25 protein-coding genes and 1 riboswitch are annotated in these 26,592 nt (G+C 50.2%); of the genes, 16 read left to right on the plus strand and 9 right to left on the minus strand.

Features of this window, described 5'->3' with window-relative positions:
• Positions 1–177 precede the first annotated feature (177 nt).
• The 6 genes from cysD to L1D47_RS11360 all read left to right on the plus strand — a co-directional run bounded on the left by cysD (position 178) and on the right by L1D47_RS11360 (position 6,940).
• The gene (cysD, locus tag L1D47_RS11335; protein ID WP_088904985.1) at positions 178–1,083 is read left to right on the plus strand and encodes a sulfate adenylyltransferase subunit CysD; all 906 of its coding nucleotides are present in this window, start codon (positions 178–180) and stop codon (positions 1,081–1,083) included.
• Positions 1,084–1,158: 75 nt separating this feature from the next.
• On the plus strand, positions 1,159–2,568 hold the full coding sequence (gene cysN / locus L1D47_RS11340) for a sulfate adenylyltransferase subunit CysN (protein WP_239884948.1): 1,410 nt from the start codon (positions 1,159–1,161) through the stop codon (positions 2,566–2,568).
• Between the two features lie 81 nt (positions 2,569–2,649).
• Complete coding sequence (locus tag L1D47_RS11345; RefSeq protein ID WP_239884950.1) at positions 2,650–4,377, plus strand: SLC13 family permease; 1,728 nt, start codon at positions 2,650–2,652, stop codon at positions 4,375–4,377.
• A gap of 63 nt (positions 4,378–4,440) precedes the next feature.
• The gene (cysC, locus tag L1D47_RS11350; protein WP_239884952.1) at positions 4,441–5,088 is read left to right on the plus strand and encodes an adenylyl-sulfate kinase; all 648 of its coding nucleotides are present in this window, start codon (positions 4,441–4,443) and stop codon (positions 5,086–5,088) included.
• 411 nt (positions 5,089–5,499) lie between these two features.
• On the plus strand, positions 5,500–6,036 hold the full coding sequence (locus L1D47_RS11355; RefSeq protein WP_235363982.1) for a hypothetical protein: 537 nt from the start codon (positions 5,500–5,502) through the stop codon (positions 6,034–6,036).
• A complete protein-coding gene (locus L1D47_RS11360; RefSeq protein WP_239884954.1) occupies positions 6,029–6,940 on the plus strand; it encodes a nucleotidyl transferase AbiEii/AbiGii toxin family protein in 912 nt (303 codons plus the stop codon). Before L1D47_RS11355 ends, L1D47_RS11360 begins: the two co-directional genes overlap by 8 nt.
• Positions 6,941–7,348: 408 nt before the next feature.
• On the opposite strand, the gene L1D47_RS11365 is transcribed toward L1D47_RS11360, so the two are convergent.
• The gene (locus tag L1D47_RS11365; protein WP_239884956.1) at positions 7,349–7,993 is read right to left on the minus strand and encodes a hypothetical protein; all 645 of its coding nucleotides are present in this window, start codon (positions 7,991–7,993) and stop codon (positions 7,349–7,351) included.
• A gap of 106 nt (positions 7,994–8,099) precedes the next feature.
• Positions 8,100–8,507 carry an IS200/IS605 family transposase gene (tnpA, locus tag L1D47_RS11370; protein ID WP_345778765.1) on the minus strand — a complete coding sequence of 136 codons (408 nt, stop codon included), beginning with the start codon at positions 8,505–8,507 and terminating at the stop codon, positions 8,100–8,102.
• A 66-nt stretch (positions 8,508–8,573) separates the two neighbouring features.
• Here tnpA and L1D47_RS11375 point away from each other — a divergent pair, with 66 nt between their 5' ends.
• Positions 8,574–9,776 (plus strand): transposase, encoded by a 1,203-nt coding sequence (locus L1D47_RS11375; RefSeq protein ID WP_239884958.1) that lies wholly within the window; start codon positions 8,574–8,576, stop codon positions 9,774–9,776.
• Positions 9,777–10,020: 244 nt separating this feature from the next.
• A riboswitch (cyclic di-GMP riboswitch) is annotated at positions 10,021–10,102 on the minus strand.
• 22 nt (positions 10,103–10,124) lie between these two features.
• Here the strand turns inward: L1D47_RS11375 and L1D47_RS11380 are convergent.
• Positions 10,125–11,738, minus strand: a complete 1,614-nt coding sequence (locus L1D47_RS11380) for an IS1634-like element ISShes12 family transposase (RefSeq protein WP_239884960.1) — start codon at positions 11,736–11,738, stop codon at positions 10,125–10,127.
• Positions 11,739–12,122: 384 nt separating this feature from the next.
• Entirely contained in the window at positions 12,123–13,589 is a 1,467-nt protein-coding gene (locus L1D47_RS11385; RefSeq protein ID WP_239884962.1) for a capsule assembly Wzi family protein, read from the minus strand.
• A 389-nt stretch (positions 13,590–13,978) separates the two neighbouring features.
• Between L1D47_RS11385 and cysQ the strand changes: the two genes are divergently transcribed.
• The 4 genes from cysQ to L1D47_RS11405 all read left to right on the plus strand — a co-directional run bounded on the left by cysQ (position 13,979) and on the right by L1D47_RS11405 (position 17,176).
• Positions 13,979–14,773 carry a 3'(2'),5'-bisphosphate nucleotidase CysQ gene (gene cysQ / locus L1D47_RS11390; protein WP_239884964.1) on the plus strand — a complete coding sequence of 265 codons (795 nt, stop codon included), beginning with the start codon at positions 13,979–13,981 and terminating at the stop codon, positions 14,771–14,773.
• A gap of 28 nt (positions 14,774–14,801) precedes the next feature.
• On the plus strand, positions 14,802–15,692 hold the full coding sequence (gene mak, locus L1D47_RS11395; protein ID WP_033540072.1) for a fructokinase: 891 nt from the start codon (positions 14,802–14,804) through the stop codon (positions 15,690–15,692).
• Positions 15,693–15,754: 62 nt separating this feature from the next.
• Complete coding sequence (locus L1D47_RS11400) at positions 15,755–16,495, plus strand: ElyC/SanA/YdcF family protein (protein ID WP_239884966.1); 741 nt, start codon at positions 15,755–15,757, stop codon at positions 16,493–16,495.
• Between the two features lie 12 nt (positions 16,496–16,507).
• Entirely contained in the window at positions 16,508–17,176 is a 669-nt protein-coding gene (locus tag L1D47_RS11405) for a DUF2982 domain-containing protein (RefSeq protein ID WP_239884968.1), read from the plus strand.
• Between the two features lie 50 nt (positions 17,177–17,226).
• On the opposite strand, the gene L1D47_RS11410 is transcribed toward L1D47_RS11405, so the two are convergent.
• From L1D47_RS11410 to galU, 4 genes are all read right to left on the minus strand, one after another.
• A complete protein-coding gene (locus L1D47_RS11410; protein ID WP_088904977.1) occupies positions 17,227–17,670 on the minus strand; it encodes a polymer-forming cytoskeletal protein in 444 nt (147 codons plus the stop codon).
• Positions 17,671–17,780: 110 nt separating this feature from the next.
• Positions 17,781–18,257 carry a ferredoxin-type protein NapF gene (napF, locus tag L1D47_RS11415; RefSeq protein ID WP_239884970.1) on the minus strand — a complete coding sequence of 159 codons (477 nt, stop codon included), beginning with the start codon at positions 18,255–18,257 and terminating at the stop codon, positions 17,781–17,783.
• A gap of 47 nt (positions 18,258–18,304) precedes the next feature.
• Positions 18,305–19,318 (minus strand): UDP-glucose 4-epimerase GalE, encoded by a 1,014-nt coding sequence (gene galE, locus L1D47_RS11420; RefSeq protein ID WP_239884972.1) that lies wholly within the window; start codon positions 19,316–19,318, stop codon positions 18,305–18,307.
• 14 nt (positions 19,319–19,332) lie between these two features.
• Positions 19,333–20,238, minus strand: coding sequence for a UTP--glucose-1-phosphate uridylyltransferase GalU (gene galU, locus L1D47_RS11425; protein ID WP_239884973.1), 906 nt, complete (start codon positions 20,236–20,238; stop codon positions 19,333–19,335).
• Between the two features lie 422 nt (positions 20,239–20,660).
• Between galU and phhA the strand changes: the two genes are divergently transcribed.
• From phhA to maiA, 5 genes are all read left to right on the plus strand, one after another.
• Complete coding sequence (gene phhA, locus L1D47_RS11430; RefSeq protein WP_239884975.1) at positions 20,661–21,458, plus strand: phenylalanine 4-monooxygenase; 798 nt, start codon at positions 20,661–20,663, stop codon at positions 21,456–21,458.
• A gap of 33 nt (positions 21,459–21,491) precedes the next feature.
• The gene (locus L1D47_RS11435) at positions 21,492–21,830 is read left to right on the plus strand and encodes a 4a-hydroxytetrahydrobiopterin dehydratase (RefSeq protein WP_011865235.1); all 339 of its coding nucleotides are present in this window, start codon (positions 21,492–21,494) and stop codon (positions 21,828–21,830) included.
• Between the two features lie 233 nt (positions 21,831–22,063).
• Entirely contained in the window at positions 22,064–23,608 is a 1,545-nt protein-coding gene (tyrR, locus tag L1D47_RS11440) for a transcriptional regulator TyrR (protein WP_011865236.1), read from the plus strand.
• Between the two features lie 244 nt (positions 23,609–23,852).
• Positions 23,853–24,839, plus strand: coding sequence for a fumarylacetoacetate hydrolase family protein (locus tag L1D47_RS11445; RefSeq protein WP_239884977.1), 987 nt, complete (start codon positions 23,853–23,855; stop codon positions 24,837–24,839).
• A gap of 102 nt (positions 24,840–24,941) precedes the next feature.
• Positions 24,942–25,586, plus strand: a complete 645-nt coding sequence (maiA, locus tag L1D47_RS11450; protein ID WP_239884993.1) for a maleylacetoacetate isomerase — start codon at positions 24,942–24,944, stop codon at positions 25,584–25,586.
• Between the two features lie 22 nt (positions 25,587–25,608).
• Here maiA and L1D47_RS11455 read toward each other — a convergent pair whose 3' ends face one another.
• Entirely contained in the window at positions 25,609–26,499 is an 891-nt protein-coding gene (locus tag L1D47_RS11455) for a LysR family transcriptional regulator (protein ID WP_239884979.1), read from the minus strand.
• Between the last annotated feature and the right edge of the window lie 93 nt (positions 26,500–26,592).

Genomic DNA, 26,592 nt, shown 5'->3' on the forward strand with positions numbered 1-26,592 from the left:
TTTTGGTATAAATAAATTAATATTTATAACTTCTAAATGAGCGCCGTGCTGGTATTATCCTGTTATATGCCGAATTTTGGTTAACCATGCTTAGATTTTATGTTGAATGAAATGTAGAGTAGGTTGGCGTATCGGTTAATAGCAAATTGATAACATTGGAATAAAACGGAAAGCCATATGTCGACACAGCAAACCCACCTTAAACAACTCGAGGCAGAATCGATTCAGATCATGCGTGAAGTTGCCGCAGAGTTTGAGAATCCCGTGATGCTATATTCCGTAGGCAAAGACTCTTCGGTGTTGCTGCATCTGGCGCGCAAGGCATTTTATCCTGGCAAAATTCCGTTTCCTTTACTGCATGTCGATACCAACTGGAAGTTCAGGGAGATGATCGAGTTTCGCGATCGCATGGCTAAGCAGCATGGTTTCGACCTTATCGTGCATAAGAATCCTCGCGGCCTGGAGATGAATATCTCGCCCTTTACTCATGGTAGCGCCAAACACACGGATATCATGAAGACACAAGCGCTTAAGCAGGCACTTGATATGCACGGCTTCGATGCCGCTTTTGGTGGCGCGCGCCGCGATGAAGAGAAATCTCGTGCCAAGGAGCGGGTCTACTCGTTTCGTGACAGCAAGCACCGCTGGGATCCTAAGAACCAGCGCCCAGAGCTTTGGAATATTTACAACGGTAAGGTCGATAAGGGCGAGAGTATCCGTGTATTCCCGCTGTCTAACTGGACCGAGCTGGATATTTGGCAATACATCTATTTGGAAAATATTGAGATCCCATCGCTGTATCTTGCCGAGCCCCGTCCTGTGGTGAAGCGCGATGGGACGTTAATCATGGTTGATGATGATCGCATGGAGCTTGAACCCGGTGAAACTGCAGAACATAAGATGGTGCGTTTTAGAACCTTGGGCTGTTATCCGCTGACGGGCGCCGTCGAGTCTCAGGCAACCACGTTGCCGGAAATTATTCAGGAGATGTTGTTGTGTACTACCTCAGAGCGTCAAGGACGGGTGATCGATAACGACTCCGCCGGCTCAATGGAAAAGAAGAAGATGGAAGGTTACTTCTAACTCAAGGCTTTGAGGTTTTAAGCATCGACGGCCCATAGGCCTGGTACGCAGCAGATAACGAATACGAGAAACACCATGACTACTGAAAACACATTATTGCAGACTGACATTGAAGGTTACCTAAAGCTTCACGAAAACAAAGATATGTTGCGTATCTTGACCTGTGGCAGCGTGGACGATGGTAAGTCGACCCTGATCGGACGCTTGTTGTTCGATAGCAAGATGATCTTCGAAGATCAGATGGCGGCCATTGAGAAAGATTCCAAGCGTTTTAACACCACAGATGAGGCCTTCGATTTGGCCTTGCTGGTTGATGGTTTGCAGTCAGAGCGAGAGCAGGGGATCACTATCGATGTGGCCTACCGCTATTTTGCCACTGAGCAGCGTAAATTCATCATTGCCGACACCCCAGGCCATGAGCAGTACACTCGCAACATGGCTACAGGTGCCTCAACCTCTGATCTGGCGATTATTCTGATCGACGCCCGTCACGGGGTGCAGGTACAGACCCGTCGTCACAGCTATATCTGTTCACAGCTTGGCATTAAGCATGTGATCATCGCCATCAATAAGATGGACGCCGTGGGCTATGACCAAGGTATCTATCAGGGGATCAAGAAGGCTTACCGTGAGTTTGCCAAAGATCTCGCCTTTACCGATGTGCGCTTCGTGCCGATCTCGGCGCTTAAGGGCGACAACGTGGTGAACGAAAGCGAGAACATGACCTGGTACCCGGGCTCAACGCTGATTAAACTGCTCAATACAGTTTCTGTGGAGCAGGACAGAAGCGAGTCATTCCGTTTCCAGGTGCAATATGTCAATCGTCCAAACCTCGACTTCAGGGGCTTCTGCGGTACGGTTGCGTCGGGCGAGATCCGTGTCGGTGATACGATTGCCGCCTTGCCATCAGGCAAAGAGAGCCGCATCAAGTCTATCGTCACCTTCGATGGTGAGCTTGAAAAAGCGGTGGCGGGGCAGGCGGTAACCCTTACGCTCACCGACGAGATAGATATCAGCCGCGGTGACATGTTGGTGCGTCCTCACGATAAACCCAATTCGACCACTCATTTTGAGGCCGATGTGGTGTGGATGACCGAAGAACCCCTCTGTGTTGACCGAGAGTATGCGCTCAAGCTAGGTAGTAAGGCGGTATACGGTTATGCCGATGCCATCAATTACAAGGTGGATATCAATCACCTGACCCAGCATAGCACCCAGCAACTGGCGCTGAACGAGATGGGTAACTGTCACTTCTCGGTCACCGAGCCGGTGCAGTTTGATGCCTACGACGATAACCGTGCAACGGGCGCCTTTATCATTATTGACAGGCTCACCAATGTGACTGTGGGCGCTGGGATGATCCGCAAGGCGATCGATGCTGGTAAGGGCAAGCAACGTGAGATCTCCGCCTTCGAGCTTGAGATGAACGCCTTAGTGCGTAAGCATTTCCCGCACTGGGGTGTTAAGGATATCTCCAAGGCATAAGCGAATCTAAACTGATGCTGCTCGCATTAGCGCAGCAGCATGTTGTCGGATTAAGATAGGACACTATGACATTAGGATACTATGACATTTAACGCTTATCTCACCATCGCCATCTTTGTCGCGACTATCGCGGGCTTGGTGCGTTTTCAAAACCGGCCAGCGCTGGTGTTTGGCGTGACCCTGCTGGTGTTGGTGGCGTTTAACCTGGTGACCAAAGAGCAGCTACTCTCCAGTATGTCGAATCCGGGTTTGGTGACCTTGGTGCTCTTGATCCTCTGCTCTTTTGCTTTGGAGAAGACCCGTCTATTGCGGGTTATCGCCTCTAAGGTGATTGTGAGCGGTTATCGCACCACCTGGCTGCGTCTGTTTGGCATGACGGCGCTGAGCTCTGCCTTGCTCAACAATACAGCTGTGGTGGCCACCTTGTTGTCGCCGATCCGCAATAACCCCCATCATGTGGCAAGTAAGTTATTACTACCGCTTTCTTATGCGGCAATTCTGGGGGGCACACTGACCCTGGTCGGTACCTCGACCAACTTAATCGTCAACAGTATGGTGATTGATGCATCAGGTCAGTCGCTCTCTTTCTTCTCTTTTACTGCGATAGGGGCCTTGCTGGTTGTGGGCTGCGGCCTGGTACTGCGTTTGGTGTCACGCTGGCTGCCGGATATCGCCCATCAGGAGACCTGCTCTAAAGGCTATTTCATCGATGCCAAGGTGGTCGAGGGCTCAGAGCTCATCGGCCGCTCGGTAGAAGATAATGGTCTGAGACATCTCGAGTCGCTGTTCTTAGTTGAGGTGGTGCGCAATGGGCGCCTTATCAGTCCGGTCACGCCCACCGAGGTACTGCAACTCGACGACAGACTAATCTTCAGCGGCGATATCACTAAGGTGATGCAGCTCAGCCAGTTCTCAGGCCTTGAGATGTTTGCCGAGAAAAATGGTCTGCTCGACACTAACCTCACCGAAGTGGTGGTGAAACAGGAAAGTGTGCTGGTGGGCAAGACCATGAAGAAGGCGGGCTTTCGTGCACTGTTTGACGCCGCTGCGGTGGCCATTCGCCGTGATGGCGAAGAGATCTCCGGTAAGCTCGGTGAGGTGCAGATTAAAGCGGGTGACTTTTTAGTGCTGGCGGTCGGTAAGGACTTCCTTACCCGCCACAACATCAGCAAGAACTTTATTGTGATCAGTGGCGTTGAGCCTGAGACCCGCATTAATGGCAAGAAAGCTTGGATCTCCATAGGCGGCTTTGTGTTGACCTTGACCCTTGCCGCTACTGGTGTGGTCGAGATGCTACAAGGCATGTTATTACTGCTGGGCGTGTTGATCTTCAGTCAGTGTCTCAATGTCAATGAGGTGGTGCGCCGCTTCCCGGTGGATATCTGGCTGGTGGTGGCTTCGGCCATATTGTTATCTCACGCGCTGGTTAATAGCGGCGTGGCAGAGTTAGTTGCCAACTGGGTAGAGAGTCGCGCAGATAGCGATCATTTGATGCTGGCGTTACTGCTGGTCTATCTAGCCACCTGGCTGATGACCGAGCTTGTGACCAATAACGCGGCGGCAGCTTTGATGTTTCCCATCGCCTACAGTATCGCCTTAGGCTTTGGAGTCGATTTTCTGCCCTTCGTGATGACGGTGGCCTTTGCGGCGAGCGGTAGCTTCATCAGCCCTTACGGTTATCAAACCAATCTCATGGTGTATAACGCCGGGCGTTATCGTCTGATGGACTTTGTGAAAGTAGGTGTCCCTGTGAGTTTGGCCTATGGCGCGATTGTTTTGTTAGCCGTGCCTGTGTTTTTCCCATTTTAGTCATGGGTTTGCTCAGTCTTAACTCACTGCCTAGCAGTAAAAATTGATTTTTAAGGAAAGCCGATGTCCCCCTATAAGACAGTCGAAGTAAATGTGAAATCCAGCGATGTCCAGTGGCATCAGGCCAGCGTGTCTCATGATGAGCGTGCGCAGGCCAATGGTCATAAAGGTGCCGTGCTTTGGTTTACCGGTTTGAGTGGGTCGGGCAAGTCGACTATCGCCAATGCGGTTGATCGTCTGCTGCATGACAAAGGCTGTAAGACCTATGTGCTCGACGGTGACAATGTGCGTCACGGCCTTAATGGCGACTTGGGTTTTTCTGACGAGGACAGGGTTGAGAATATTCGCCGTATCGGTGAAGTGGCTAAGTTATTTGTCGATGCTGGCTTGTTGGTCTCAACCGCCTTTATCTCGCCTTTTAGCGCCGATCGTAAGATGGTACGTGACCTGCTGGGCGCGGGGCAGTTTATCGAGATCTTCATTGATACGCCGCTTGATGTCTGTGAGCAGCGCGATCCTAAGGGACTCTACAAAAAGGCCCGAGCAGGGGACATAAAGCACTTTACCGGCATAGACTCAGCCTACGAGGCGCCACTGTCGCCAGAGGTGCATGTCAACACTGCTGAGCAATCGGTGCAGCAGTGCGCCGAGCAGGTAGTGGATTATTTAGCTGAGCAGGGGCTACTGAGCGCGGTTGCTACAGAGCTATAGCGTCCTAATACCGATTAACCAAGAGTCCAACTCCTACTCCGTATAAGAGTATGAACCTTATAACCTTTTCCTAGCTAAAAGTTTTATAGTGTAGTAGCGGATATTCATAATGCTGCCTTCACCTCTACTCAAAGCGAAAAACGGTCTTCTGTTGCCAGAAGACCGTGCCAACATGCTAATAATGTTTATTCACTATCGCAGTGATTGTCCTCATTGAATGCGGTATTGCTTGAACCAGCGCCAAACACTCTTATATCAGCTTTGCTTCCAATATTATCAAAGTCTGAGTTACTTAATGCTATACATTAGGGTATGTCAAGTTGTCGCAAAGGTATTTAAAATAATACCTTGTTGTCCACTAATTATTGGTAGTGTACTATTAATATAAAGTAACTTCGATAATCGGGACAGATGATGAAAATTGATGGCGCGATTAATAAACTAGACAAATTCGATAAGAAAGGTATACACGTTTTTACTAAGCGAGATCTGCGTCGTCTGTTTTTTGAAGATACGGACACAGGCTTTAAACAGAGCGTCACTCGCCTCGTAAGACGCAATATTTTGGAACAACCCGTGAAAGGGGTTTACGTTTATGTGCTTAGCAAGAACAAAGGGCGCCGAATGATTGAGATGATCGCGAGTGCTCTTCGGAAGTACGATTACAACTACGTTTCTCTTGAATCAGCGTTGTCGCAATACGGAGCTATTTCACAAATTCCAATTGACCGTATCACTATCATGACTACTGGAAGAAAGGGCATTTTCAAAACGCCTTACGGTGTTATTGAGTTTACTCACACTAAGCGAGATCCGCTGGATATCATCGATAACACGATCAAAACTGATCACCCGTTGAGAATCGCGACGCCTGAAGCTGCGTTTAGGGACTTGAAGAGGGTAGGACGAAATATAAATATGGTGGATAGGAGAGTGCTTAATGAATGAAAGTTTTTCGGCTTTAGTTCACCGAATTATGGAGCAAGGCAATTTGTCTCAGATGCAACCAGTAGTCGAAAAAGAGCTGTTGCATTACGACATCATTTACTGCCTGGAGAAGAAAGGACTATTAGATGACTTGGTATTCCAGGGCGGGACATCTTTGCGTCTTTGTCGCGGTGGTAGTCGATTCAGTGAAGATTTAGACTTTGCGGGTGGCGTAGATTTTTCTGCGGATAAGCTTAAAGAAATCAAGACTTGTATCGAAGAGTACATTGGTAAGCGGTACGGACTTGAGGTTACCGTTAAAGAGCCTTCAACATTGAAGGAGCTTCCAGAGTATGCAGAGTTGCGTGTAGATAAATGGCAAGTCGTAATGGTGACTGCACCAGGTCGAAAGGAATTGCCGAAGCAAAAGATTAAACTAGAGATTGCGAATGTTCCTGCTCATCAACCTGAGCCGGTTGCGCTAAATATTAACTACGAGTTTTTGCCCGAGGGTTACGCTCAAACTATCGTTGTAGCGGAGAGTATAAATGAGGTGTTTGCATACAAAATTATCTCGTTACCAGCCACTCAAAACTACGTGCGCTATCGTGATATATGGGATTTAGTTTGGTTGACTCAACATAACGCTAAGTTCGATGAAGATTTGGTGCGACGTAAGATTGAGGATTACCGACTTGACAATTACCAAGCGATGTTAGACAGGGTTCTGGAACGTATCCCATCGATGATTGGTGATGCAGCTTTCAAAGAACAAATGGTTCGATTTTTACCGACTGACATCGTAGAAAGAACTTTGGAGTCATCGAAGTTCATTCAGTATCTTGAAGCAACGCTGATCAGTTTATTCAAGGATGTTAAGTCAACGTTGTTCGAAGCCAGACAGGAGTTCGAATTTAAGATGTAGCGCTGCAGCATTTAAGTGCTCACAAAGGTATCTAAAAAGATACCTTTGTGAGTACTTTTCACCTATGATCATCGTACTCCAAAGGGCTCTACAACAAGGCACGGGCAGGGGAAACTGAGGTGCATGTTAATACTTAGAGCTGTCGGTGCAGCAGTGCGCCTAGCAGGTAGTGGATTATCTAGCCCAGCAGGGGTTGCTGAGCACGGTTGCTACAGAGCTATAGCGTCCTAATACCGATTAACCAAGCGTCCAACTCCTACTCCGTATGAGAGTATGAACCATATAACCTTTCCTAGCTAAAAGTTTTATAGTGCAGTAGCGGATATTCATAATGCTGCCTTCACCTCTACTCAAAGCTAAAAAACGGTCTTCTGTTGCCAGAAGACCGTGCCAACATGCTAATAATGTTTATTCACTATCGCAGTGATTGTCCTCATTGAATGCTGTGACGGCTTGAACAAATGCCGAATACTCTGATCTATCCGCTTTGCTTACTACATCATTAAAGTCTTTCTCGAATAAGAAAGCTTCAGCGTCATTAAGTAACTGTACAGTATAAGAATTATTTGTATTGAGTTTAGCCGCTATCAACTGGGCATAGAGCATGCTGTAGGTTTTACCTTTAGCACTCCAAAGTGATCCATTATAGGGTTTATCACCTTCCTCTTTCTCACCGAAACGGCCAATGATTTCATCGATTAGCAAGCCGTTAATGGCAACAGTAGCGCCATTCCATGCGTGGTTCTTCCAATATCCAATCGTTTTACTGCACATGACTAATGGGCCTGTAGTCATGTCACCATAAAGGTGATCAAATGGCAGATCATCTTTGTACATTGGATAATTACCGTTAGCTACGGCAGAAGCGTCAACGACGCTTAACTCTCTAATAGCGTTACCTATACCGTTTGAGCCTAAAAGGTTGCCCAGGCCTCCAGCACGAAATGCTAGCCCCGTGTAGCGCTCAGAAACAGGACCGATAAGTTCTACGCCTACTGTTTCTGAGGGAGGAATGGGAAGGGTAAGCTCGAAAAGACCATTCTGGTTGACCATATACAGTGTGCCGTATTGATCAAATGCGATATCACCACCATCCTAAATGGCTAGGGTACTCCCTGCGAAGCAGCAGGGAGGGGAATAGCCAAAGATGCGCAGCATCTTAATACGGCCTATCCTGTTGCTCGATGTATTGCTTGATCACCGTTAATGGCGCACCTCCGCACGTTCCTGCGAAATAGCTACGACTCCAAAGAACGTTTTTACTAAATGCGCCAGCCACATCATTAAACTCTCTGCGTATCCTACGTGAGCTAGTTGCTTTGAGTGAATTAACTAACTTTGCGACACTTGGTGTCTTCGGTGATGTCGAAATTAACAGGTGAACGTGGTCTGACTCACCGTTGAACTCCTTCAACTCTGCATCAAACGCCAGACACAACTCTTTGAATGTAGCTTCTAAACTTTGCAGGTGTAATTCACCAAAGACCTTGCGCCTATATTTGGTGATAAACACGATATGCAAGTGCATTGAATAGCAACTGTGACGCCCTTTGTTTACATTGCGCACTGATATTGACCTTTCTCATTTAAGCTCATAGTATATATACATTATACGCAAACACACCGATTTGTCATGTTGATACCCAAAGCCTACAAATTCAGATTAGAGCCTACTGCCGATCAGGTAGCTAGGCTTGCTGTGCTTTGCGGTCACGCTCGGTTTGTGTGGAATCAAGGCTTGCGTCACTGCTTAGACAAGCTGGATGCTGGCGAAAAGATCCCAAGCGCCTTTGAGCTTAATAAGCTAGTGACTCAGTGGAAAAAGCAAGAAGATCTAGCGTGGCTCAAGGAAGCCTATACCGATAACTTGCAGCAAAAGCTAAAAGACTTACATGGTGCGTGGATGCGTTGCTTTGATAAATCTCTGGCGGCTGAAAAACCTCGGTTTAAGAAGAAAGGCAAGAACCAAGACTCGATCCGATTCGTCAACTTCAACAAGTATTGCCTGCTTGAAGGTAATCGTGTGAAGTTGCCTAGTAAGCTAGGTTGGGTGAAGTTCCGTAAGTCTCAAGAAGTGCAAGGAACAATTAAAAACTGCACAGTGAGCTTTAAGTCGGGGCACTGGTATATATCCTTTCAGGTTGAGCAAGAAATAGCTGAGCCAAAGCATATTTCCACATCTGCCGTGGGTGTTGATGTTGGCATATCAAAGTTTGTTGCGCTATCTGACGGTTCACACCTAAAGCCGCTTAACGCTTTTCGTAAACATGAGAAGCGTCTTGCTACGGAGCAGCGCAAGTTAGCTCGCAAGGTCAAATTCTCTGCCAATTGGCAAAAACAAAAGGCGAAAATTCAGAAGCTGCACACTCGTATCGCCAACTGCCGCAAGGACTACCTACACAAATCATCTTCCGAGATCAGCAAGAATCACGCAATGATAGCGATAGAGGATTTACGGGTATCAAATATGTCCAAGTCAGCGAAAGGTAATTCAGAGGAGCACGGCAAGAACGTCAAGGCCAAGTCAGGACTCAATAAGTCAATTCTAGATCAGGGTTGGTATGAGTTTAGGCGACAACTTGAGTATAAACAGCAATGGAATGGCGGCATCGTTATAGCTGTCCCAGCGCAATACACAAGCCAAACATGCCCTTGCTGTGGTCATGTGTCGAAAGATAACCGCCAAACTCAAGCGCACTTTGAGTGTGTTGAGTGTGGTTACACCAACAACGCAGATATTGTTGGTGCATTAAATATATTAGAGCGGGGACACCGCTTGTTAGCCTGTGAAGTGAGTGGTGCAACAATGCCGCCAGCAGCAGGAACTAGTCACTAAAGCAATTTAGTGTGCGCCCAGTAATGGGAATCCCCCGCCGAAATAAGCGAAGCTAGACGGGGGAGGATGTCAAGGTATCTGAAAGATAAATAACATCATTCACTGCGAGTGCGGAAAGCGAGAAACTCGCAATTACTGACGCTAGTAACACATTACTCTTTTTCATTTCTTTAGCTCCTTGCTTGTCCGAAAGCTATCGGTGCATATTACGCCGATAAAAAACGGGCTCCGTTATAATGTAGTTAACGGTAACCCGGCTATCTCGAACTCGGAGGAGACCCGTGGTTTTGCGTCTCTGTATTGCTACAGGTTTGCCTTTTCGTCTATAACCGACTTTCCGCACCTGATTTAGGAATAAATTTGCCGATACCGTTCGCCTAACACGTCGAGAATGATCTGCTGGTCCACTGTGAGTCCTGTGACTTGAGGTGGCGCCTCTCCCAACTGGTACTCGTGCACCCCGCCAAAGCGTAAAAAAATCCACCGCGCAGTCGGTTTTTGCGTGGGTTTCTTTTTCATGTCCGCCACACTCCGGTTCTGCTCTACTAAGCCCTGCCGGATCCGGTGCTCCAGCGCCGCATAAATCATCAGGCTACAGGTCATCACCATCAGCAACGCTTCGATACGTTCCGGTTTTTTAAGATATAACGAGGAGGTTAAAAATTCGGGACTTTTCAGAAACCTAAAACCACGCTCGACATTCTGCTGGGCTTTATAGGTAGCCAACAGCTCAGCCATGGTGAGCGTTTCACTGTGATCATTGGTCGCGAGGATGAACACCCCTGTCTGGTTGCGCGCCTCAGCCACCCGCGCCAAGCTACTTGCGGCTAACCCCTTGATGTGAAATTGGTAGCTCACCGGCATTTCACCCTTTTGCGGCCTTCCGCGCCCTGCATAGATAGGTTCACTCACGACTTCTGCTTCTAGTTGCAGCAGATTTAAGCTGACAGCAAAACGGGCTAATTCAGCCTGCGCATCGGTCTCGCAGGCAAAACGCTGGGCACATAATTTGTTGAAGGCTTTCAGTTCACGCGTGCTGTCTTTCAGTAGGTTTTTGGCTAATGTTTGCTGCTCACGGTGGCTGGCCTGTTCGCTGCGCACCAGCAACCAACGCTGCGCGACGTCGGCATAATTGGCGCTTTGCCAACAGCCATGATAGCCATTGCCCAGCGCAACCAGCGACTGGGTGCCAATGGTTGCCACGGCTCGCTTGGCTTCATTGAGGGTGACAGGCACACGAGTCACGAACAACTGTTGCTGTTGTGCCAGTAGTTGCAAGGTGTCGGCGCAATACAGCGCCGCATCGCCGACCAGATAACGACTCTCCTGCGCGGCCTTGAGACTGCTCAAGTGGCGCCGTACCGTCTGGGCAAAGGCCTTGGTATCATTACTATTACCACTCAAGGCTTGCATGTAGATGGGCAGGCCGGCCTGATTTTCACAGATAAGCTCCAGGATAACCTGGTTTAGCTCTGGCCGATGGTCGCGGCTATAGCCCCGTACCAATTGCAACTTACCGAGTTGCTCGCCATCGGCTTGGTCATAGGCGCTATCGACGTGGAAGCTGGTGATATCGAGGTGTACTGCAGTACTTTTGAGCCCCAATCGTTCGACGACCTGCTCCGCCATCACCTGATAAAGCGTGCTGACATCGGCCTCAAAGAGGGCATCAAGGCAGCGGCCGAGCACATCATCATTGAGGTCATCGGCACAGATCCCCGGGCCAATCAGGCGTTCTACAGGCTTGTTGGCAAAGAATTGCGGGAACATGTGCAAGGTCGAACTATGAAAGCCAAGACCGTTCAGTATCATCGCCACCAACGCTTCACCATGTGAGACTTTGTAGGGCGGCGTTTTGGGTAGCACCGCATCAATCATGCGAGCAATGCCGAGTTCTTGGCAAAGTGCAGCGACCAAACCAAGGTGGTCGAGGTTACGAATAGCGATAGCTGGAGTAGTCATAATGATCTACCTGCAAAAAGTAGTAATAGATCAGAATGACCGATCGCCGTCAAGTTTTTTAAATCAAAAATTAGGTGCGGAATGACGGCTATAAAGGTATAGCAGCAATTTGAGCAAGTGCAATTGGTCTAGGATTGCTAAAAACAATGACAAATTGTTGGGGCTGGAATTACTCGATTAGTATCAGAAAGTTGTTATATATAGAGGGACTCTATCGCTTGCTTAAATTTTGCATATTTGCGATTAGCAGCAGCATAGTGAATTTGGGCAATTCAAATCGAGAAAACCCAAACAAGCTGGCGCGTCTCCTAATCAATAGGTTGGCGCCAGTGTATGGAGGAGATGGCTCACGGGGAAAGCCTTAATGCCTGTTGATGCTAAGGCTTAAAAACCTCTCTCCCACAGGGCATAGAGGGTCGCGTCCCAATCGTCATCGCCTGCTCGTACAAACTCACGATAACTCACTGTACCGCCAAGTTTTAGCGTGCCCTTTAGCCAAGGCCTATGGTAGCTGGTATCAAGCTGGTATACCCGCTCATATTCACCAGGGGAGACGGGGTTGCCGCCATCTTCATTGCCGGTATCGATACCATCGGTATTGAGTCTCAGCCAGCGCAATTTGTTGGTGATACTGTGGCCGAGTCCTAACTGAGTGATCCCACCAATGACTAAGGTTTCAGAGTCATTGTCATAGGTGCTGCCGAGGCTTTTACCATGGTAGCGGTAGCCGCTTTTATAAAAACCATGTTCATACAGGCAGTTGTATGCATTGGGGTCAATGCCGCAGGCAACCTTGGTATCGGAATACTCAACAAAGAAGCGAGTGTTAATGTCGCTAATCATAAAATCGACTCCACCCATGTTGGCGGCGTTGATCAACTTGTTTTTGCCGTGGTGGTAGTCTTCATGAATGCGTTCATAGTAGATACCATAGGGGATGCCAAAGGCGGTGTCTGACCAGCGAAAATCATAGCCAGCGAGCATGTTCTCTTGGCCATTTTCAATTTCGCCTTCCGATTGTCCGCCATTAAACAAGCCGTCCCACCAGTCACCCAGACTATTGCCATATCCTTCGCCGCCCCACTGCATGGTCCAGGAGAAGCCTACCTCGAGTTGAGAGATAGGTCTGAGTGTGCCTCGAGCGCCCCAATGTTTGGTTTCAGGCACATAGCGGTCACTCTCCATCTCGCTGAAACTGGTGGTAAAGGTCCAAGGGCCTATCCAGTTAAGCCAAGGCGTCTCGAAGGCAGCGCTATTATGGCGACTAAAAGTGATACCTGGCATAGGGCGAGCATTGGTCGTTTGGATTAAACCTGAATCCCAGCCCGGTCCCCAGTATTTCTGCTGCGCGCCAGCGCTGATAATCCAGTTGCCCAACATCACGGCAGCAAAGCTGTTGTCCAGTCGAGTGCTTTTACCATCTATTGGATCTTCCTGGTAGCTGGCAGAGAGTCGGCCGCTAAACCATTCTTTAGTGACCTCGACATCTACCGTGGCTTGCGCCTTATCTCGGTAGTCATGGCCAAACCCCAAAAAGCGCGCGGTATCGGTTGCTGCGCTCAGGGTAAAGCTGGTATCTAAGCCTTGATGATCTTTGGCATAAGCGTTTGTCACCCTGTCGTAGGCAGCAGCCTGAGCCGAAGTGAGCTTAGGGAGCTCAGCGCTATCGAGATCTTGTTTGATACCGGCCCACATCAAGGGATAGGTCGTCACAGGTTGCTTGATGATCCCGGTATCGGCAAGCAGTTGAATGTCAGCACGTAGCGGTAGATCTGTGGGCTCAATCCACCAAGCTGCTTGGCTGGAGAAACTGCACATAAGCAGTAGGCCTGCCGGGAGATATTTGTTCATATGAAGGCGAAATGTCGGTCATTTAATCATGGTCAGATTTTATAAGTAATTTATTAATATACAAGGTAATTGTGCATTTTTGTGCGACGAGATCATATTTGTCACTTAGCTGTTTCAAAGCCGTGGCTTATCGGTATTGTATTTGTGAGACTTGAGTTGGTGAGTCGTTGTCAGTATTACGTAGCAGATTAGGAATCAAGTCGTGTACAAGCCTGCTTTAGCCCACAGCGACACATGCCTGAATACGAATGCAAGTCGTGTTAAAGGCTTTTCTTGGGGTAGTGGCTAGCTTAGTATCTTTTAAACAAAGTATGATCAAATTGTTATTAAATTCTTGGGATCAGAGATGGCATACTAAAAGGCATCGAGCAAAGAAGAGAATTCATATTGTGAGTCATACATTTAAGCAAGAATGGTTAGCCGAGTTGGTCGAGATTGCCAAACAAGCGGGCGAGGCAATTATGGCCGTTTACGGCACCGATGAGGTCGAAGTCACGGCCAAGGCTGATGATAGTCCTGTGACGGCCGCCGACCTGGCCAGTCACAAGGTGATTGTTAATGCGTTGGCGCGTTTAACCCCTGAGATCCCCGTGATGTCAGAGGAGGCGGCCGATATCCCTTGGGAGACCCGTCGTCAATGGCAGCAATATTGGCTAATAGACCCGCTTGATGGCACTAAAGAGTTTATTAAGCGAAATGGCGAGTTTACCGTCAATATCGCCTATATCGAAAATGGTCGCGCCGTGGCCGGTGTGGTTTATGCACCTGTATTGGATAAGTGCTATTACGGCGCCCTGCATCTGGGAGCCTGGTTAGCCCACGGCGATCAGCTGGTTGAGTTGACACAAGAGCAAGTCAAAGCGCCGAGCGTGCCAAGAGTAGTAGGAAGCCGCTCCCATGTGAGTCCTAGCTTAGCAGCCTATCTCGATGAGCTGGGCGAGCACACTATGACCAGTATCGGCAGCTCGCTTAAGTTCTGTCTGCTGGCGGAAGGTAAGGCTGATATCTATCCCAGATTGGGCCTCACCAGCGAGTGGGATACTGCGGCGGCTCAGGCTGTATTAGAGAGTGTTGGCGGTAGTGTGATCAATGCCGACACGGGTCAGCCGCTGGATTACAACCAGAAAGAAGACATTTTAAATCCCTACTTTATTGCCACGGCGAAGCATTGGCTCGAAAAGTAAGATAAAGAGAATAAGATTGGAGCAGAGAATGATGAGAATGGGTGTTGATTTGGGCGGAACCAAGATAGAGCTGGTGGCCCTGAGCGAAGCGGGCAAGGAGCTGTTTAGAAAGCGGGTCCCCACACCACGAGAATACAATGCCACCCTGGATGCTATCGAGGCACTCGTCAACGAAGCTGAATCCACATTGGGTCAAAAGGGCACAGTGGGCGTCGGTATTCCCGGGGTGATCTCGCCTTTCTCTGGTCTGGTAAAGAATGCTAACTCTACCTGGATCAACGGCCATCCCCTCGATTTAGACTTAGGTGCACGCTTAGAGCGCGAGGTTCGCGTGGCCAATGACGCCAACTGTTTCGCCGTTTCCGAAGCTGTGGACGGCGCCGCGGCAGGTAAAGGATTGGTGTTTGGGGTGATTATAGGCACAGGCTGTGGTGGTGGTATTGCCATTAACGGCAAGGTGCATGGTGGCGGCAACGGCATCGGCGGCGAGTGGGGACACAATCCGCTGCCTTGGATGACCCCTGATGAATTTAATTCGACCGAATGTTTCTGCGGTAACAAAGATTGTATTGAAACCTTTATCTCTGGTACCGGCTTTGTGCGCGACTATAAGGCCGCTGGCGGCGATGCCCCAAGTGGTATCGAGATCGCCCGCAGAATGGAACAGGGTGAGGAGCTGGCAACTGCAGCATTTGAGCGCTTTATCGATCGTCTGGCGCGTTCACTGGCGCATATGATCAATATGCTCGACCCGGACATTATTGTACTCGGTGGCGGTGTGTCTCACATTGAAGCCATCTACCCGAGACTACCTGCCGTACTGTCTAAGTATGTGCTTGGCGGCGAGTGTCGTACCCCTGTGGTGCAAAATATGTATGGCGGCTCATCTGGCGTGCGCGGCGCCGCTTGGCTGTGGTAATGACTTACGTCCGGCGCTAGGTTACACTTGCCCCCACTTTTCATAGGGGGCAAAGGATAGCCATGTTCTGGGTAAAAAAACTAATTTCACAACTGTTAATGCCGATCCCGTTATCGGTATTTCTTCTGTTTATCGCCATCCTAATACTCAGGCGACGTAAACTGGTCAAGACACTGATCGCTTCATCCTTTACTATCCTCTTGCTGCTCAGCAGTCAGTGGGGCAGTTATCAGCTGGCCAATTCCCTTGAGCAGCAATATCCGGTGAATAATACGCCCATGGCACAGGGCTGCGTGGTGATGGTGCTCGGTTCTGGCCATGACTCAAGCATCTCTGAGCGGGCAACGCTGCAGCTGTCGGCTACGGCGCTGGCTCGCCTAACAGAAGGCGTGAGGCAACTCGGTCTTGGTCAGCAATGTCAGTTAGTGGTCAGCGGTTGGGGAGGCAGCGACGCCATTCCACAGGCTGAGGTAATGGCCAATGCCGCCATAGAGCTTGGGGTAAAACCTGAGCAGATCATTCAGTTTCCGCTGGCAAAGGATACCCTGGAAGAAGCACAATTTCTCGAGTGGGAAATTGGTGATAGGCCCTTCAGGCTGGTGACCTCGGCTACCCATTTGCCCAGAGCTATGATGATATTTCACCAAGCAGGCATGCATCCTCAAGCGGCACCTGCCGATTTTATTGCCCGTGGCGGCTATTGGTGGCAGTTAGATGCCCGTAATCTGTTGGCTTCTCAGCGGGCCATTCATGAGTATGTGGGACAGGTTTGGCTGAAGATTAAATTTGCCCTAGCAGATTAACGTTTGGAGATTATGGAACAAGAAGCTGTTGTCATTCGCGCAATGACCAAGCGCAATGCGCGCACATTCACTTTAGTTGGCATCATCGCCTTGGCCTGTGCTTTGGTGATGTTTATCGTCTCCAAGGCGCTTATGGGGCCGGGGATGGTCTTTTTTATTTTCGGTATGATCTTTACTGTGCTGGGAGCTGCAAAGTGGTTGCAACCAGACGTGAGTATAGAGCTGCGGCCTAGAGGCTTGGTGTATCACCATCACAGGGGCAGCCTCTATATGGAGTGGCAGAACATACAGCGAGTCGATATTCCGCGAAGTATTCAGTCGTTTGATAGCCATGATCTTCCCTACATAGGGGTAAGGTTAAAGTCTTTGTGGCCGTTGATCGATGATATTCCGGCAAGACTGGCTACCGGGCTATTGAGTGAGCAGCGCCCGCTGTTAATGTCTTCGCTGACCTTAGATGGTGAACTGGCGGATTTGGAGCGTTATCTTAACTCTGAGTTCACCCCATTTATCTTGGAAGGAGAGCAGCTTAAGGGGGTACAGGCAATGTTTGCACGGCGCTGCGAGCAGCTCAACACGCAACTGGGTTACCATGTCTATCTGCCGGTGGATTGTTTAGACCGGGAGCCGAGGGAGTTTATCGCCTTGGTTCGGGAATATAAAAACAAGGCCACACAATAGTGTGGCCTTGTTATTCAAGTCATGCTGGGCTTTTATCAAAAGCTGGGAGTCTATGAAGAGGTTGTCAGTTCTTTAATATAGTTATCTAGCTGAGACTCGCCTTGATGTTCTGTTTTGCTCTGAAAGTCTGTGTTGTCAGGTTCACTGGAGAGCAGGGCGACTTCTTCTCGCACTCGCATACCAATAAATTGGCCGCCTTCGAAGATCTCCATCGAATTACAAGCAATCTCGCCTTCGACACTGCCCGTGCTGGTAATGTTAAGCTTTTCACACTTCATCTTACCCTTAAACACGCCAGAGACTTTAAGCTCTTTGCACTGCAGCTCGCCTTCGATATAACCATCGGCTTCAATGGTCAATTTACCGGTAGCACTGATCTTACCGTGCACTTCGCCGCCAATAAGGGCTTCGCCCGCAAAATGCGTTTCCCCGGATAATTTAGTCCCTTGTGCAATAAAAGTGAGACCTGCGTTGTTATTTTTCTTTCCAAACATAATGATTAACTTTTTGGCCCGTTTGGACCAATAGTACCCTTAAATTTTGTGCAGCAAAACCACTAATATTTGGCGCTCGCTGTCAGATTTTTGGCAACCTTGCCCTAGGCTCAAGCCAGCTTGATTGACTGGTTAGGGCAGGGCGCAACACAGGCGCCGCAGCCGGTACACAGCTCAGTGTCTATCTCTGGCTTGGGGGCTCGACCTATGCCTGGGGTAAAGGTGATCGCTCTGGGATCGCAGGCATCTTTACAGGTCTGACAATAGATGCCGCTGTTGGCCAGACAGGTGTCGTTGACCGATGCCTTTATCTGCCATGGGCTTTGCTCAAGATCGGTGAACAGCGGCTCGGGACAGATCTTGGCGCAGTCGCCGCAGAAGGTGCATTCGTCTCGACTGAAATTCACTTCAGGAAAACCACCATCACCGCGAAAGAGGATCTGGGTCTCGCACGCCTCGATACATTTGTCGCAGCGAGTGCAGATGTCGGTAAACTCTACATCGGTGCGGCTCCAAGGCGGACGGATCACCTGGTTCTTGCGGCGACTAAAGAGGTTACGGCGGCTTTGGTTGATGCGATTGCTCATAGCTTTACTCTGAGGTTTTAAGGGAGCCAAGGCTCCCTAAGTCTGATTTAGGCCTTGTAGCCGTTGGGATTGGACGACTGCCAATGCCAGCTACTGTTAGCCATATCTTCGATGCTGTGTGTCGCCTGCCAGTTGAGTTCACTCTGCGCCTTGTGTGGATCGGCGTAACAAGCGGCGATATCGCCAGGGCGACGGGGCGCGATCTGATAGGCGATGCTGTGGCCGCAAGCTTTCTCGAACGCCTTAACCATGTCCAGTACGCTATAGCCTTGACCTGTGCCCAGGTTATAGGTGACTAGCCCTGGTTGAGTATTCAGCTTTTCGAGCGCTTTGAGGTGACCCTTGGCCAGATCCACCACATGAATATAGTCGCGCACACCTGTGCCATCGTGGGTGTCATAGTCATCGCCAAACACGCTGAGCTTCTCACGTTGCCCAACAGCAACCTGGGCGATAAAGGGCATCAGGTTGTTGGGAATATCGTTGGGATCTTCGCCGATAAGGCCACTCTCGTGGGCGCCAACAGGGTTGAAGTAGCGCAATCTGGCGATGTTCCAGCTAGGATCTGAATGGTGTAGATCTTTAAGGATATGCTCGACCATGAGTTTTGACTGGCCGTAAGGATTGGTCGCTCCTGTAGGGAAGTCTTCGGTGATGGGCAGTGAGGCGGGGTCGCCATAGACGGTGGCCGATGAGCTAAAGACCAGGTTTTTCACGTTAAATTCGGCCATCACCTCGCATAGCACTAGGGTGCCGGTGACATTGTTTTCATAGTATCTCAGTGGCTGAGCAACTGACTCACCGACCGCTTTAAGCCCGGCAAAATGGATCACTGAATCGATATTATGGTCGGTAAAGACCTTCTGCAGGAAGGCCTTGTTGAGTACATCTCCCTGATAGAAGATGAACCCTTTACCAGTGATCTGCTCGACCCGTTTTAGCGCTTCGACGCTGGAGTTGCTCAGGTTGTCAATGATAACTACCTGTTGATCATCATTGAGTAGCTCAACGACAGTGTGACTACCTATGTAGCCGGCGCCACCTGTGACTAAAATCGTCATTAATCTTTATCCTGTTATAAATCTGATACTAAGGCTTTGAGATAGTGGACAAAATCCCTGCCCACTTCGTGATGGCGCAGCGCGTACTCTACGTTGGCGCGCATATAGCCGAGTTTGTTACCACAGTCATGGCTCTTGCCGTGCATATAGTAAGCGTTGACCGTTTGTTTCTCCATCAGCATGGCGATGGCATCGGTCAGTTGGATCTCATCCCCGGCGCCGGCTGGCGTCTTACTGAGCAGGGGCCAGATCTGTTTGGGCAACACATAGCGGCCTACTACTGCCAGATTGGATGGCGCCTGGCCGACCTTAGGTTTTTCCACTAATTCATTGATTGGTTTAGATTGACCTACTTCGAGCTGATGGCCATTCACATCAGCGATACCATACTGATCGACACAGTTTTCGGGTACCCCTTCGACCATGATCTGACCCTCTTGGGTTTCATCAAACAGCTTGACCATTTCGGCGAGGTTGTCTCGAGTCAGATCGCAACTGGCCTCGTCAATGATGACATCGGGCAGCAATACGGCAAAGGGCTCATCACCGACGACTTTCTGGGCACATAGGATGGCGTGCCCCAATCCCTTGGCTTGGGACTGGCGTACGCTGATAACGGTTACGTCATTGGGACAGATGGCCTGTACCTCGGCCAGTAACTGGCGCTTTACCCTGCGCTCAAGCTGCGCCTCGAGCTCAAAGCTTGAGTCGAAATGGTTTTCGATGGAATTCTTACTGGCATGGGTGACTAAGACGATTTCGTTGATCCCGGCGGCGATAGCCTCGTTGACTACGTATTGGATTAAGGGTCTATCCACTATGGGCAACATCTCCTTGGGGATAGCCTTAGTTGCCGGAAGCATGCGTGTGCCAAGACCCGCGACGGGAATGACCGCCTTACTAACTTTTTGCTGTTTCATCTTAATCCTAGTTGGCTGCGCAAATGCCTTTCTATTCTAATAAAAGCGCTCTGAAAAGTCAGGGGATTTAGGCCTATGTAAAGTGTGAAGCTTTATTCACCTCTGTTTGTCTGGTGATCTGAGGCCCCTTGACTGTGTGGCGAGCCACAACAAGTGAAAAATACCCTTACATAAATCTCGTCAGGGCTCGCTAAGCCAATGAGAATGGTCTAAAACCTAGCATTTGTTTCACAGTTGTTACGTTTATTTGTTTTTTATCTCGTTGATTTTATTTGTTTCTGTAGATTGGTTATCCATAGTTGTAAATTTTACATTACACAATGGCCCCTGTGTGGTCAAAACTATAAAGTGTGATCCTGTTAACAAAACATGGCGTTTAGTCAAATATGGAGGCAGGAGCAGTCAATTGTGTAGTATTTATCATGAGTAAACAAACCGCTTATCAGGCGAGATTGCCTGATAGTCATGGGTTCATCGAATACCCTGACAACGAACATGAGATCTGGCAAGCACTGTATGACAGACAGAAGGGTAATTTGCCCCGCTATGCGTGTGATGCCTACCTGAAAGGGCTCGAGGATCTTGCCTTGGCTTCAGACAGGATCCCGCAGCTAGGCGAGATCGATGCAGTGCTACAACAGGCTACCGGTTGGAAGACCGCTGCCGTGCCGGCCTTGATCTCGTTCGAGAAATTTTTCCAGCTGTTGGCGAACCAGGAGTTTCCGGTCGCGACCTTTATTCGCAGCAAAGAGGAGTTCGACTATCTGCAGGAGCCGGATATCTTTCATGAGATATTTGGTCATTGCCCATTGTTGACCAACCCCTCTTTTGCCCGTTTCTCTCACGAATACGGTAAGTTGGGTCTGGCCGCCTCGAAAGAGGAGCGTGTCTTTCTCGCCAGACTCTACTGGTTTACCGTGGAGTTTGGTTTGATCCGTCAGGCCGACGATGAGCTGAAGATCTACGGCGGCGGCATATTAAGCTCGCCCGGTGAGACGCTATACGCCATGAGCGATACCCCAGTGGTGAAGCCTTTCGATCTGTTGGATATCTTAAGAACCCCTTATCGAATCGATATCATGCAGCCAATTTATTACGCTATTGATTCAATTGATTATTTAGACGAAATCGTCAAAATGGATATCATGGGCGCCGTGTCTAAGGCGCGTCAGCTAGGCCTACATGCCCCCATGTTTGAGCCAAAATCGAAAGCCAGTTAATAGAGCCAGATAAGAAAATCAGAAGGAAGAAGTATGACTGAATTAGCCCAAATGAAATGCGAAGCCTGCCAGGCCGACGCGCCTAAGGTGACAGACGCCGAGTTGGCCGAGCTGATCCGCATGATCCCAGATTGGGGCGTCGAGGTGCGTGACGGTATCATGCAGCTTGAGCGTGTCTACAAGTTTAAAAACTTTAAGCTGGCAATGGAATTTACCAATAAGTTGGCTGACTTAGCCGAGGAAGAGTTTCATCATCCCGGCATTCTAACCGAATGGGGCAAGGTCACCGTGACCTGGTGGTCTCACTCCATCAAGGGCCTGCACCGCAACGATTTCATCATGGCGGCCAAGACAGACCAGTTATTGGACTAAGTTAAAATTGATTTAAAAACAGCGTCATAGCCTAGCTATGGCGCTGTTTTTTTGGTTGCTTTTCGAATCCGGTGTAAACAACTCTTGCCACAAATCTCATTACACTCTAACGTATAGGCGTTTTATCGGCATTTCTGCGTGGCGTGTCACATTTTTTCTGGCATGAGACGCAACCGTGCTCGCGATAATCCCAAAAACCGTGAAGTAATAAATATAAAAAGGGACGAAAGGGTATGCGCTTAGAAGTAAGTTGCATCGACCGCGTGGGTCTAGCAAAAGACATTCTGGTGATCCTCGAAGGCTATGGCATTAACCTGATAGCTATCGACGCCAGTAACCAGGGATTTCTCTATCTGCAGTTTGCTGAGGTCAACTTTGATGTGCTCAGTGAGCTGCTGCCGTTAATCAGGAAGGTGGAAGGGGTGCATGATGTGCGCACAGTCTCTTTCATGCCTTCCGAGCAGGAGCATTACGCGCTCAAGACCTTGTTGAAGACGCTGCCGGATTCTGTCTTCTCCATCGACGTTAAGGGGCGGATCCGCATCGTCAATGAGTCGGCGCTGATGACGGTCAACATGGGTGAGCACGAGGTGCTCGACGAACCCCTCAATCATTGGGTACAGGGCTTTAACTTCAACCGCTGGCTCAGCGAGCCGCTGGTGTTGGCCCAGGCCACACGGGTTAACATTGGCCAGAGCGAATACCTGGCCGAGATGCTGCCCATCTATCTGCCTGACGAGAACGACAAGACCATTCTGGCCGGTGCCGTAGTCTCCCTCAAATCGCCCGCACGGGTCGGCAAGCAGTTTAACGCCCTACAGAATCAGACCACAGGGTTTGAGAATGTGCTGGCGGTCAGCGACAAGATGAAAGAGGTGTTAGTGCAGGCCAGACGCATGGCCCAGCTCGATGCGCCTCTGCTGATCACGGGTGAGACGGGCACAGGCAAGGAGCTGATGGCCAGAGCCTGTCATGATGCCAGCATGCGTCGTGAGCACCCCTTTATTGCGATTAACTGCGCCGCCATGCCTGACAGCGCCGCCGAAGAGGAGCTCTTCGGTTATGTCAGCGGTGGTGAAGTGGTCAAGCGCGGCTTCTTCGAGGAGGCCAAGGGCGGCACCGTCTTCTTAGATGAGATAGCGGAGATGTCCAAGGCGGCCCAGGTCAAACTGCTGCGCCTGCTGCAGGACGGCACCTTCCGCCGAGTAGGCGGCGATGTGGAGGTGCGCTCGGACGTGCGCATCATCTGCTCGACCCAGAAGAACCTGGCCGAGCTGTGCCAGACCGGCGAGTTCCGCGAAGATCTCTACTATCGCATCCATGTGCTCAGCTTCCATATGCCGTCGCTTCGCGAGCGTAAGGTGGATGTGATCCCGCTGACCGAGATGTTCCTCGAGCATTACAGTCAGCAGCTGTCTATTCCTATTCGTCGTATCTCGGCCCCATGCCGTGAGCACCTGCTTGGCTATGCCTGGCCGGGTAACGTGCGCCAGCTGAAAAACGCCATCTTCCGTGCGGTATCCATGTGGGATGGCTCGGCGGAGCTGACGGTGGATCAGCTAAAACTACCGTCATACGCCGAGGGCTTTGGCTATTTCGATCATCAGTTTGAGGGCAGTCTGGATCAGGCGATGAAACAGTTTGAGGCGAGTCTGCTAAGACGCCTCTATCCGGCTTATCCGAGCACCCGTCAGCTGGCGAAGAAGCTTGGGGTGTCCCATACGGCTATCGCCAACAAGCTGAGGGAATATAAGATCAGCAAGCAAAAAGGGATGTAAAACCTTATTGCCAGTTGGCTGGTGGTTTTCTAGGCAGAGACAAGGCCGAAACCCCATGGATTTGGGGCTATTTCTGTCTGTCATGAATTGTTTACAAAATTGATTGTTGAGGGAAGGAGTGTGATTTGTATCACGCTATTCCTATCTTGAGGCGCATAGGGTATTCCTATGCCAAATTGATAGTCCCAGACCCAACGGGGTTGCCCCTTGGGTCTGACAAGAGAAGAATTCGATAGGAGTGGGTATGAAGTTAGCAAGTTATAACAACGGCCGTCGTGACGGTCAGCTGATGCTTGTGAGTAAGGATCTAACCAAGGCTGTTGCGGTACCGGCCATAGCGCACACCATGCAGCAGCTGCTCGACGCCTGGGATCTACTTCAGCCGCAACTGCAAGAGCTATACGAGGCCCTTAACCAAGGCGTGCTCGATAACACGGTTGATTTCGACGAGAACAAGTGTCTGTCGCCGCTGCCACGTGCCTATCAGTGGGCCGACGGTAGCGCCTATGTGAACCACGTTGAGCTGGTACGTAAGGCGCGCGGCGCCGAGATGCCTGAAACCTTCTGGACAGATCCTCTGGTGTATCAGGGCGGTTCTGACAGCTTTATCGCCCCTAAGGCGGATATTGAGCTGGCCAGCGAAGAGTGGGGTATAGATTTTGAGTCTGAAGTGGCAGTGATCACCGACGACGTGCCTATGGGCATTGACGCAGATTCGGCCGAGAAACATATCAAGCTGTTGATGCTGGTGAACGACGTGTCGCTGCGTAACCTGATCCCTGCCGAGCTGGCTAAGGGTTTTGGTTTCTTCCAATCTAAGCCATCGAGCAGCTTCTCGCCTGTGGCCGTGACCCCGGATGAGCTGGGTGACAAGTGGCATGAGTCTAAGGTATACCTACCGCTGATCACTCATCTGAATAACGAACTGTTCGGCAAGCCAAACTGTGGCGTCGACATGACCTTTAACTTCAGTCAGTTGATCGCCCATTTCACCAAGACTCGCCCACTGGGCGCCGGCGCCATCATAGGCTCGGGTACCATCTCTAACTATGATCGCAGTGCTGGCTCTAGCTGCCTGGCCGAGACTCGTATGCTGGAAACCATCAGCGACGGTAAGCCATCGACCTCATTCATGCGTTTCGGCGATCGCGTGCGTATCGAGATGCTGGATGAGAACGATAAATCCATCTTCGGTGCCATCGACCAGCAGGTGGTCGAGTACAAAGGTTAATTCTCAAATTTGTTGAGACTTCGGGGCAGCCAAGGTTGCCCCGTTTTTGTAATCGCCGTAAGTAAAGGCAGGTTAGTGCCAAGGAAACAGGGGAGCTGTGTGATGAAATTATTGGGCTACTGGCGCTCCAGCGCCGCTTATCGAGTGCGTATCGCATTGAATTTAAAGGGCCTGGATGCGAGTCTCGAGTCTGTGCATCTGGTTAAGAATGGTGGTGAGCAGCATCTGCCTGAGTATGCGGGGCTTAACCCTCAGGAGTTGGTGCCGACCCTTATTGAAGGCAACAACGAGTTTGTTCTGTCTCAGTCGCTGGCGATCATCGAATACCTCGACGAGCAGTATGGCGGCACCTTGATGTTGCCAAAGGCGCCCAAGGCGAGGGCCGAGGTGCGTGCCATGGCGCTCTCTATCGCCTGTGAGGTTCACCCGCTGAATAACCTCAAGGTGTTGCAGTATCTGACCAATAATTTGGCGCTGGACGAGGATGCTAAGAACGCCTGGTATCATCACTGGATCCACCAGGGTTTTAGCGCGTTCGAGAAGCAGCTGGAAAAGCATGCCGGTACCTACTGCTATGGCGATGAGGTGACCCTGGCGGATCTGTGCTTGATCCCTCAGGTCTATAACGCCAATCGTTTCAAGGTCGACTTAGGCGCTTATCCCAACATTCGCCGTATCTGGGACAACTGCCATAAGCTAGAGGCCTTCCAGTTGGCGGCGCCCGAGCGCCAGGCGGATGCCATCTAGGGACTAGGCCCTTAGCATGCCGCTAAGGGTTATTCATCAAAAACTCGACGAACGCCCTGTCGGCCAGCCCGATGGGGCGTTCTCTATTCCAGGCAATATGCAGGTCCAGATGCACCGCAGGTGAGAAGGGGATGGCGCGGATGGGATCTCTTTCTTCGATTACCATCTCTAGCACACTGGTGATGGCAAAGCCCTGGGCGACCACCTGTTTAATCAGGTTGATAAGGTTGGTCTCGAAGGCGATATTGACCTCGAGATCCAGCGCCTTGGCTTGAGATAGCATCCATTCGCGGTGGAAATAGCCGGGCTTAAACATCACCAGTTCCTGCTCGAAGAACTGCTCCAGGGTGATCCCCGAGTGCTCCGCCAACGGGTGATCCTCACCCACGGCCACCACCATCTGCTCCCTGAGCAGCAGATGGCTGTCGAAGTTAGGCTGCAGGTCTTGCCCCGTGATGATGGCGATATCCACCTCTTCGTTTTGCAACATCCGCAGGCTGTCGCGGGTGCCGCCTTCAAACAGTGACAGCTTAAGATCCGGATATCTGTGCCTGAAGGCCATCAGGCGCGAGGGCAGGTAGTAGGACCCCAGCATGCCCGGCACTGCGATGCGCACCTCGCCCTTGGTGAGGTTGGCCATGGACTTAATATGGGCCTCGGCCTGTTTGACCTGCTTGAGGATCAGCCTGGCGTGTTGCGCCAGTGCCTCGCCCTCGGCGGTGAGAGTGAGACGGCTGCCGTCCTGGCCGCGGTAGTGCTTGTTGCGATTGATAAGCGTGACCCCGAGGGACTCTTCGAGACGTTTTATCCCCTGACTCAGGGCGGGCTGGGCGATGTTGAGCTGCTTGGCCGCCAGGGTAAAACTGCCCCGAGTCGCGAGCGCCTCTAACTGCCTAAGCTGTTTGATATCCATGTTTTACCACCCCGGGTGAAGCCTTGTCGCTTAAAGGCGCATTGCTATCGGTTTGAACCTTGATTCGTCAATAATATAATGTTATTGACATCA

It is taken from the genome of Shewanella sp. Isolate7, from assembly GCF_022398425.1.
Taxonomy (GTDB): Bacteria; Pseudomonadota; Gammaproteobacteria; order Enterobacterales; family Shewanellaceae; genus Shewanella.

Coding starts and splice junctions, on each gene's coding strand:
- L1D47_RS11375 (WP_239884958.1), top strand. CDS start 8,574: ATGTTGATACCCAAAGCCTACAAATTCAGATTAGAGCCTACTGCCGAT.
- L1D47_RS11355 (WP_235363982.1), top strand. CDS start 5,500: ATGATGAAAATTGATGGCGCGATTAATAAACTAGACAAATTCGATAAG.
- L1D47_RS11445 (WP_239884977.1), top strand. CDS start 23,853: ATGAAGTTAGCAAGTTATAACAACGGCCGTCGTGACGGTCAGCTGATG.
- L1D47_RS11360 (WP_239884954.1), top strand. CDS start 6,029: ATGAATGAAAGTTTTTCGGCTTTAGTTCACCGAATTATGGAGCAAGGC.
- cysC (WP_239884952.1), top strand. CDS start 4,441: ATGTCCCCCTATAAGACAGTCGAAGTAAATGTGAAATCCAGCGATGTC.
- L1D47_RS11380 (WP_239884960.1), bottom strand. CDS start 11,738: ATGACTACTCCAGCTATCGCTATTCGTAACCTCGACCACCTTGGTTTG.
- maiA (WP_239884993.1), top strand. CDS start 24,942: ATGAAATTATTGGGCTACTGGCGCTCCAGCGCCGCTTATCGAGTGCGT.
- cysD (WP_088904985.1), top strand. CDS start 178: ATGTCGACACAGCAAACCCACCTTAAACAACTCGAGGCAGAATCGATT.
- L1D47_RS11365 (WP_239884956.1), bottom strand. CDS start 7,993: ATGGTCAACCAGAATGGTCTTTTCGAGCTTACCCTTCCCATTCCTCCC.
- L1D47_RS11455 (WP_239884979.1), bottom strand. CDS start 26,499: ATGGATATCAAACAGCTTAGGCAGTTAGAGGCGCTCGCGACTCGGGGC.
- galE (WP_239884972.1), bottom strand. CDS start 19,318: ATGACGATTTTAGTCACAGGTGGCGCCGGCTACATAGGTAGTCACACT.
- L1D47_RS11385 (WP_239884962.1), bottom strand. CDS start 13,589: ATGAACAAATATCTCCCGGCAGGCCTACTGCTTATGTGCAGTTTCTCC.
- L1D47_RS11405 (WP_239884968.1), top strand. CDS start 16,508: ATGGAACAAGAAGCTGTTGTCATTCGCGCAATGACCAAGCGCAATGCG.
- galU (WP_239884973.1), bottom strand. CDS start 20,238: ATGAAACAGCAAAAAGTTAGTAAGGCGGTCATTCCCGTCGCGGGTCTT.
- mak (WP_033540072.1), top strand. CDS start 14,802: ATGATGAGAATGGGTGTTGATTTGGGCGGAACCAAGATAGAGCTGGTG.
- phhA (WP_239884975.1), top strand. CDS start 20,661: ATGAGTAAACAAACCGCTTATCAGGCGAGATTGCCTGATAGTCATGGG.
- L1D47_RS11410 (WP_088904977.1), bottom strand. CDS start 17,670: ATGTTTGGAAAGAAAAATAACAACGCAGGTCTCACTTTTATTGCACAA.
- tyrR (WP_011865236.1), top strand. CDS start 22,064: ATGCGCTTAGAAGTAAGTTGCATCGACCGCGTGGGTCTAGCAAAAGAC.
- L1D47_RS11400 (WP_239884966.1), top strand. CDS start 15,755: ATGTTCTGGGTAAAAAAACTAATTTCACAACTGTTAATGCCGATCCCG.
- cysN (WP_239884948.1), top strand. CDS start 1,159: ATGACTACTGAAAACACATTATTGCAGACTGACATTGAAGGTTACCTA.
- napF (WP_239884970.1), bottom strand. CDS start 18,257: ATGAGCAATCGCATCAACCAAAGCCGCCGTAACCTCTTTAGTCGCCGC.
- L1D47_RS11435 (WP_011865235.1), top strand. CDS start 21,492: ATGACTGAATTAGCCCAAATGAAATGCGAAGCCTGCCAGGCCGACGCG.
- L1D47_RS11345 (WP_239884950.1), top strand. CDS start 2,650: ATGACATTTAACGCTTATCTCACCATCGCCATCTTTGTCGCGACTATC.